This window comes from Streptomyces johnsoniae (genome assembly GCF_031845565.1).
GTDB lineage: Bacteria > Actinomycetota > Actinomycetes > Streptomycetales > Streptomycetaceae > Streptomyces > Streptomyces johnsoniae.
The window spans coordinates 1-238 of sequence record NZ_JAVREV010000125.1 but is presented as its reverse complement, the minus strand read 5'-3'; the positions used below and the strand labels follow the sequence as shown (position 1 = coordinate 238).

Here is a 238-nt window from a genome sequence, read left to right as displayed (position 1 = left end):
AGGATCGGACCGATCCTGGCCGGGCCGAGCTTGCGGGTCCTGCGCAGCTGACACACCCGCGACTCCACAGCGTCCGGGGTGCGGTGCGGGGTGGTCCGCGGGCGGCTGGGACGGTCGGCCAGACCGGACTCGCCCTCGGCAACGGACCTGCGCACCCACTTGTGCGCGGTCGTCCGGGAGACACCAATCTCAGCGGCGACATGGGAGACTGGGCGACCCGAACGAACCCGCTCGACCA

The 238-nt window shown here is 71.8% G+C and carries 1 protein-coding gene; it reads right to left on the bottom strand.

All coding sequences use genetic code 11. From position 1 onward, the window contains the following. The coding region (locus tag RM779_RS33575) for a helix-turn-helix domain-containing protein (RefSeq protein WP_311621572.1) at positions 1-238 on the bottom strand (238 nt) is incomplete at both ends.